This window comes from Brevundimonas sp., assembly GCF_036400995.1.
Lineage (GTDB): Bacteria > Pseudomonadota > Alphaproteobacteria > Caulobacterales > Caulobacteraceae > Brevundimonas.
The window spans coordinates 21,495-28,502 of the sequence record NZ_DASWWG010000027.1; the positions used below are offsets into that span (position 1 = coordinate 21,495).

The window sequence follows — 7,008 nt, forward strand, 5'->3', positions numbered from 1 at the left end:
CACCGTCTATACCGTCCAGATCGTCTATGTCGTCTACCGGGCCGGCATGCGGCGCGGAGGGCTGCGGACTGGGTCATGACACCATCATGGCAGCCCGATCCGTCAAATTTGGACGTATGCCTCAGGCCGGCCGTCTGGCCCTCAGCGCCTGAACGATGGTGCCGTCATCCAGCCAGTCGAGTTCGCCGCCGACGGGGACGCCGCGGGCGAGGCTGGTGATCTCCACCCCGGAGCCCGCCAGACGCTCGGCGATATAGTGGGCCGTGGTCTGGCCGTCGACGGTGGCGGGCAGGGCCAGAACCACCTCCCGCGCTTCGCCGCCGCGCACGCGCCCGACCAGTTCGGCGATGCGCAGGGCGTCCGGGCCGACGCCGTCCAGCGCCGACAACAGGCCGCCGAGCACGTGATACTTGCCGCGGAAGGCGCCGGAGCGCTCCATGGCCCACAGGGCGCCGGCCTCCTCGACCACGCAAATCAGGCCGTTGTCGCGGGCGCCGTCGGAACAGATGGAGCAGGGATCGCGGGTGTCAGGCGCGCCGCAGACGCTGCACGAGGTCACCTTCTCGGCCGTCTCGGCCAATGAGGCTGCCAGCGGGACCAGCAGTTGTTCCCGCTTCTTCAGCAGGGCCAGGGCCGCCCGGCGGGCCGAGCGGGGCCCCATGCCCGGCAGCTTGGACAGCAGGCTGATCAGGCGTTCGATTTCAGGTCCGGCGGAAGCGGCCATCAGGATTTCAGCCAATAGGGCGCGCCCGGATCGACGCAGGCGGCGTGGAAATAGTCGAGACCGGTGCGGATCGTCTGATCGCCCTCGGCGTCCACCCTGGCGTTCCAGGGCCTCCAGGCCGGGTCGGCGACCTCGTCATCCGCCGGCGGGCGGACATGGGTGGTGAAGCGGGGATCGCTGAATCCGGCGCTGATGAAATAGAGCTGGGCCTCGGCGAGGCTGACCTTGTTCGCGCCGCCCCGCAGCAGGGGCGACGCCAGCTGAACGGGATCGTCCTCCCACCAGCAGACGTCGCAGATCTCATAGCTACCCGGCCCTTCGGAGAGGGTCAGGTAGCCGCAACACGGACAGGTGTTCCGTATCGCCTGCCCCATCAGAAGAGCTTGGGCATCCCGGGGATGTTCATGCCCGCCATCGGACCGGCGGCCTCGCGCATCAGGGCGGCGTTGACCTCGTCCAGCTTGCGCTTGGCGTCGGCGTGGGCGGCGACGATCAGGTCGGCGAGGATCTCGCCCTCGCCGGGAACCAGCAGGCTGTCGTCGATGGTTACGCCGGTGATCTCGCCCGCGCCCTTGAGCGCGACGGTCACCAGCCCGCCGCCGGACGAGCCGGAGGCGGAGGTTTCGGCCATTTTGGCCTGGGCGTCCTGCAGACGCTGCTGCATCTGCTGGGCCTGCTGCATGAGGGCGTTGAGGTCTTTCATGCCCCCTAGATAGGCGGTTCGCCGCCCCGGGGACAGTGGGGTCGAATCCCGGCGAACAGCAATCTGTAACAGAAAATGTGCCAGAGCCTCTTGGAGAGGGACGACGCCCTGCCTATTTAGCACTCGCTGCTGTTGCAGTTAGATTTTGAGGAGGGACCACCCGATGGCCTTTGACGCCCTTACCGATCGCGACGCCCCGCTTTCCGACGCCGCCCTCGCCCAGCTTTTCACCGAAGCCCGCACCCGCAACGGCTGGACGGATCGCCCCGTGCCGGACGCCCTGCTGCGCAAGCTGTATGACCTGACCAAGTTCGGCCCGACGGCGGTGAACGCCACCCCGGCCCGCTTCGTCTTCGTGACCTCGCCGGAGGCCAAGGCGCGCCTCGTGCCGCTGATGAGCGAAGGCAACCAGGCCAAGACGGCCCAGGCGCCGGTGACCGTGATCATCGCCCAGGACATCGATTTCCACGAACACCTGCCGACCCTGTTCCCCCACGCCCCGGGCGCGAAGGACTGGTTCGCCGATGAGGCCGGCCGGCGCGAGACCGCCTTCCGCAACGCCTCGCTGCAGGGCGGTTACCTGACCATCGCGGCCCGCGCGCTGGGGCTGGACGTCGGCCCGATGTCGGGCTTCGACGCCGCCGCCGTGAAGGCCGAGTTCTTCCCAGACAGCAATGTCGAGCCGAACTTCATCATGAACATCGGCTACGGCTCGGACGAGAACCTGTTCCCGCGTTCGCCGCGGCTGGCGTTCGAGGAGGCGGCGGAGGTCCTCTAGGGGCGAGGGTCGGGATTCGAGGGTCGAGGGAAGTCCGATGGCGCTGCCGCCTCGACCCTCTTCCCTCACCCCTCAACCCTAGTCTTCGTCGGCGTCCTCATCGGGGATCACCGGCAGCTCGACCGGGGCGGCGGTGACGCGGACCTCGCCGATGCGGGCGCCCGGGAAGGCTTCCATGATCGCCTTCACGAAGGGGTCGGCCTCGATCTCGGCGCGCTCCTCGGCGCGTTTGCGCTTGTCGATCTCGATGATGGTCTCGCCGCCGCCCTGGCCGTTGGCGGCGATCAGCCAGGTGCGGCCGGTCCATTCCTTCAGGCGGCCGGACAGGCGCCGGGCCAGGTCGACCGGGGCGCCCTGCACGCTTTCGTAGGTGATGGCGCCGGGCTTGAAGGCCACGGGACGCACGAACCGCTGGACGTCCATCTGCAGGCCGACCTCGCGCTTTTCGCCGATCAGGGCGACGACCTGTTCGAAGGATTGCGGGTCCGGCAGGGCGGGCGCGGCCATGGGCCGGGCGGCCAGCTGGGCGGACGCGCCGCCGCCACCACCGCCGCCGCTGACGCGCTGGCCCGAGCCCGGGCCGCCGCCGACGGGTTCGCCGTCGCGCAGAGCCTTGAGCGCCTCTTCCGGTCCCGGCAGGTCGGCGGCGTAGGCCAGACGCACGATGGCCATTTCCACCGCATCAGCGGGATTGGGCGCGCGACGGACCTCGTCCAGCGCCTTGAGCAGCATCTGCCAGGTCCGCGACAGGGTGCCCGCCGAGATGACCGCGCCCAGCGCCGTCAGCTTCTGCGCCTGATCGTTCGGCAGGCGGGTGGCGTTGGGCCCGAGCATCTTGGCGACCGAGGCCGCGTGGCAGTGCTCGAGCAGGTCGTTGGTCACCTGCACCGGGTCCGCGCCGTAGCCGTAGAGGGTGCGGAACAGCTCCAGCGCCTCGGGCGTGCGGCCGGCCATGACGGCCTCGAACAGGGCGATGGTCTGGGTGCGGTCGGCCAGACCCAGCATGTCGCGCACGACCGTGGCCTGGACCGTCTCGCCGCGCTCGCCCTGCACCAGGGCCTGATCCAGCAGGGACAGGCCGTCGCGGACCGAACCCTCGGCGGCCCGTGCGATCAGGGCCAGGGCCTCCTGCTCGATCTTCATGCCCTCGCGGTCGGCGACGCGGCCGAGATGCTCGACGAGGATCTCCGGCTCGACGCGGCGCAGGTCGAAGCGCTGGCAGCGCGACAGGATGGTCACCGGGACCTTGCGGATCTCGGTGGTGGCGAAGATGAATTTGGCGTGGGGCGGCGGCTCCTCCAGCGTCTTCAGCAGGGCGTTGAACGCCTGCGTCGACAGCATGTGGACCTCGTCGAGGACATAGACCTTGTAGCGCGCCTCGACCGGGGCGTAGCGGACGCTCTCCAGAATATCGCGGATGTCGTTGACGCCGGTGTGCGAGGCGGCGTCCATCTCCATGACGTCCATGTGCTGGCCGGCCATGATGGCGGCGTCGTGCACGCCGTCGGCCGACAGCTCCAGCGACGGACGGTCGATGGTGGCGGTCTCGTTGTTCAGGGCGCGGGCCAGCAGGCGGGCCGTGGTCGTCTTGCCGACCCCCCGCACGCCGGTCAGCATGAAGGCGTGGGCGATCCGGCCGGTGGCGAAGGCGTTGGTCAGGGTGCGGACCATGGCCTCCTGGCCGATCAGGTCCTCGAAGGTGCGCGGCCGGTATTTGCGGGCCAGCACCTGATAGGCCGCGCCGTCGTCCTCGGGCGGCGCCGCGGGCGCGGGCTTGGCGGCGGGGGCGGCGGCCTGCACAGGCTCAGGCTCAGGCTCAGGCGCGGGCGCAGCGGCGGGCGCACCGAACATGTCGTCGGTGTTGGGGTCGCGTTCCTCCGCCTCGCCTACCGGCGAGTCCTCATCCCACGGGGGGCCGTCGAGAGTCGGGTCCACGTCGCTCATGACCCTGTCTTAGCGCGAGAGCGGGGCCGCAGGCACCCCCTGTGCGGCGTCCACGCCGATTGTGGCTGGGGATACGCGTGCTAGGGTTGTCCGGCCCGATGGGGGCCGAGGGGAATTCCATGTTGAAGTCGATCCACCGCGCCGGACTGGCCGCCGCCCTGCTGCTGGCCGCCTCGCCTGTCGCGGCGCATCCGTTCGATTCGTTCGTGAAGATGTGCGTGAACACCAGCGGCGCCGCCGCGCCGGCCGCCGGCGCCGCCCGCAGCGCGGGCTGGACCCAGATGCCGCGCGAGGCCCTGGGCGAAACCGACGCCCAGTTCCGCGACCCGGTCGCCTTCATGAACATCAACCCGGCGACCCTGGACCCGGCGCGCCCGCCGGAAACGATCGAGGTCCTGGTCACGGGCTGGGGCTCGGGCGCCGACATCCTGGGCATTCCGGAGCTGACGCTGGAAGTCTGCGGCGTGATGTCGCCCAACGTCACCGGCGCCGAACTGGAGCGGCGGATGAGCGCGATGGTCAACCAGCCGGTGACGCCGTACGGCGAGTTCCGGGTGTGGCTGTATTCGCGCGACGGCGACCGGTTCGTGTCGGAGAACAGCCTGTTCGAGGCCGACGACGCCGCCTTCGCCGAAGCCGCCCGGCAGCGCCAGATCTATGCGGTCTACATGATGACGGAAGGCGATCTGGCCGGGCTGCTGGTCGGGGCGATCCGCAACACGCAATAAGGCCGGATTGTCAGGAGGAAGGTGGAGACCGCGACCCGAAGGGGAATTCGTTGTGGCTGCTGCCTTCCGGCCCTGACCAGATTGGCGAAGCCTTCGCCCGCGATCTCCGAGCGGGGATATGGCGGTTTGGGCTCGCCGATGCAAGCGCCGCCTTGCTAGACAGGGGGTCATGCCCCTGTCGATCCAGAACACCTTCGCCGGCAATCCGCTCGACCGGGCGGGCGATCGACGAAACGATCCCGCATGGCTGGCCGAGCAGGAGGCCAACCCCGAGGCGCTGGCGCTGGCGATATGGCAGGGCAAGCCGCTGGTCGAGGACCATGCGGACGGGCCGCGCCTGCAGTGGTTGTCGCTGAACCACGCCCGCGACATCGTGCCCGACCGCGAGGTCTTCCTCGGATTGTGGAAAGAGGCCCCGGTCTTCGCGGTGGAGATCGAGGGCCCGGTCGATCCGGCGGCGGGACCGCTGCAGGGGCTGGGCGCCTTCATGGACATGCGCGAGGCGGCCGGGGTGCTGTCGGGCGCGGACGCCGCCATGGCGGGGCTGGCCAAGAGCCTGTTCGACTGGCGCGCGCGCCACGGATTCTGCGCCGCCTGCGGCCACGCCAGCGACCCGGCGTCCGGCGGCTGGAAGCGCATCTGCCCGGCCTGCGGGACCGAGCATTTCCCGCGCGTCGATCCGGTCACCATCATGCTGGTCATCCACAAGGGCGGGACTGAAGACCGCTGCCTGCTGGGGCGTCAGGCGGCCTGGCCCGCGGGCCGGATGTCGGCGCTGGCGGGCTTCCTCGAACCCGGTGAGAGCATCGAGGAAGGCTGCGCCCGCGAGGTCGCCGAGGAGGCCGGGCTGACCGCGACCAAGGTGCGCTACCACTCCAGCCAGCCCTGGCCCTTCCCGTCCCAGCTGATGATCGGCCTGTTCGCCGAGGTGGACTCGGACGACGCGCGGCCGGACCAGACGGAGCTGGAGGCGGTGGCGTGGCTGACGCGCGGCGAGGCCGCCGAGGTGCTGGCCGGAACCCATCCGACGATCAAGGCGCCGCCGAGGGTGGCCATCGCCCGCACGCTGATTCAGGCGTGGGTGGACGGGTTTGACGTTTAGGCAGCAGGCAGTAGGCAGTAGGCAGTAGGCAGTAGGCAGTAGGCAGTAGGGTCGCAGACGGCGAGCGGAGGGAGCAACCTCCCTATTGCCTACTGCCTACCTGCCTATTGCCTGTTCCCGGGCCGCCTCCAGATCCGCCGGGTTGTCGACCGACAGGGGGGCGTCGTCGATGACGGCGGCCCAGATCGTCAGGCCCATTTCGAGGGCGCGGAGCTGTTCCAGCTTCTCGCGCTTCTCCAGCGGCGAGGGCGGGGCGGCGCAGAATTTCAGCAGGGCCTCGCGGCGATAGCCGTACAGGCCGATGTGCCGCCAGACGGGGGCGTCGCCGTACAGGGTCGAGCGGGTGAAATAGAGGGCCTGCCCGTGGCGCTCGCCCTCGGGCAGGGCCAGCACGGCCTTGACCACGTCGGGGTTGGCGCGGTCCGAGACGTCCGCCTCGCGCGCCACCAGGGTGGCGATGTCGCAGCGCGGCTCGCCGTGCAGCAGGGCGGCGCAGGCGGTGGCCAGTCCCGGATCGGCGAAGGGCATGTCGCCCTGCAGGTTGATCACCGAATCGAAGCCCCCGTCCGGATCGATGGCCTCGAGCGCCGCGCGGATCCGGTCGGAGCCCGACGGCAGGTCCGGATCGGTCAGCACGGCGACGCCGCCGATGCCCTCGATGACATCGACGATTTCCTGATCGCCCGCGGCCACCGCGACCTGCAGGCCCGACAGGGCGGCCTGCTCATAAGCCCGAACAATCATGGGCTTGCCGCCGATATCGGCCAGCGGCTTGTTCGGCAGACGGGTCGCCGCCATGCGAGCGGGAATCATTATCAAGGGATTCATCGGCCTGCCTCGACGCCTGTGTCTGCGGACCGGCGGAAAGGTCGCGCCGGGCCGGTTGCTAAGGTCGCGCTAGCGTGTAAGAGACGCCCACGCAAGAATTCGCCCGACGTGCCAACGGACGGGCCCTAACCTACGGGATGCGACGACGCGGATGAGCGGCGACCTGAAGTGGAACAAGATTCTCGGCGCCGGCCTGGCGAC

At 69.9% G+C, this 7,008-nt stretch carries 8 protein-coding genes and 1 other RNA gene; 3 read left to right on the plus strand and 6 right to left on the minus strand.

Annotated features, from left to right (window positions below; translation table 11 throughout):
- Positions 1-121: 121 nt before the first annotated feature.
- Genes recR through VGE03_RS03715 form a run of 3 tightly spaced genes read right to left on the minus strand, consistent with a single transcriptional unit; the run spans position 122 to position 1,427 of the window.
- Positions 122-724 carry a recombination mediator RecR gene (gene recR / locus VGE03_RS03705; protein ID WP_331045124.1) on the minus strand — a complete coding sequence of 201 codons (603 nt, stop codon included), beginning with the start codon at positions 722-724 and terminating at the stop codon, positions 122-124.
- Positions 724-1,098 carry a CPCC family cysteine-rich protein gene (locus tag VGE03_RS03710; RefSeq protein WP_331045125.1) on the minus strand — a complete coding sequence of 125 codons (375 nt, stop codon included), beginning with the start codon at positions 1,096-1,098 and terminating at the stop codon, positions 724-726. The genes recR and VGE03_RS03710 overlap by 1 nt, the downstream gene beginning before the upstream one ends.
- Positions 1,098-1,427: a YbaB/EbfC family nucleoid-associated protein gene (locus tag VGE03_RS03715; protein WP_141627865.1), complete on the minus strand. Its 330-nt coding sequence runs from the start codon at positions 1,425-1,427 to the stop codon at positions 1,098-1,100. The genes VGE03_RS03710 and VGE03_RS03715 overlap by 1 nt, the downstream gene beginning before the upstream one ends.
- A gap of 163 nt (positions 1,428-1,590) precedes the next feature.
- On the opposite strand from VGE03_RS03715, the gene VGE03_RS03720 reads away from it, so the two are divergent.
- On the plus strand, positions 1,591-2,205 hold the full coding sequence (locus tag VGE03_RS03720; RefSeq protein ID WP_331045126.1) for a malonic semialdehyde reductase: 615 nt from the start codon (positions 1,591-1,593) through the stop codon (positions 2,203-2,205).
- 78 nt (positions 2,206-2,283) lie between these two features.
- Here the strand turns inward: VGE03_RS03720 and VGE03_RS03725 are convergent, their stop codons facing one another.
- Positions 2,284-4,149, minus strand: a complete 1,866-nt coding sequence (locus tag VGE03_RS03725; RefSeq protein WP_331045127.1) for a DNA polymerase III subunit gamma/tau — start codon at positions 4,147-4,149, stop codon at positions 2,284-2,286.
- Between the two features lie 119 nt (positions 4,150-4,268).
- On the opposite strand from VGE03_RS03725, the gene VGE03_RS03730 reads away from it, so the two are divergent.
- Entirely contained in the window at positions 4,269-4,877 is a 609-nt protein-coding gene (locus tag VGE03_RS03730) for a hypothetical protein (protein ID WP_331045128.1), read from the plus strand.
- Positions 4,878-4,894: 17 nt separating this feature from the next.
- Here the strand turns inward: VGE03_RS03730 and ffs are convergent.
- An RNA gene (gene ffs, locus VGE03_RS03735) (signal recognition particle sRNA small type) lies at positions 4,895-4,988 on the minus strand.
- A gap of 58 nt (positions 4,989-5,046) precedes the next feature.
- On the opposite strand from ffs, the gene nudC reads away from it, so the two are divergent.
- Positions 5,047-5,979, plus strand: coding sequence for an NAD(+) diphosphatase (gene nudC, locus VGE03_RS03740; RefSeq protein WP_331045129.1), 933 nt, complete (start codon positions 5,047-5,049; stop codon positions 5,977-5,979).
- A 96-nt stretch (positions 5,980-6,075) separates the two neighbouring features.
- Here nudC and VGE03_RS03745 read toward each other — a convergent pair whose 3' ends face one another.
- Positions 6,076-6,807: a 3-deoxy-manno-octulosonate cytidylyltransferase gene (locus tag VGE03_RS03745; RefSeq protein WP_331045130.1), complete on the minus strand. Its 732-nt coding sequence runs from the start codon at positions 6,805-6,807 to the stop codon at positions 6,076-6,078.
- Positions 6,808-7,008 lie beyond the last annotated feature (201 nt).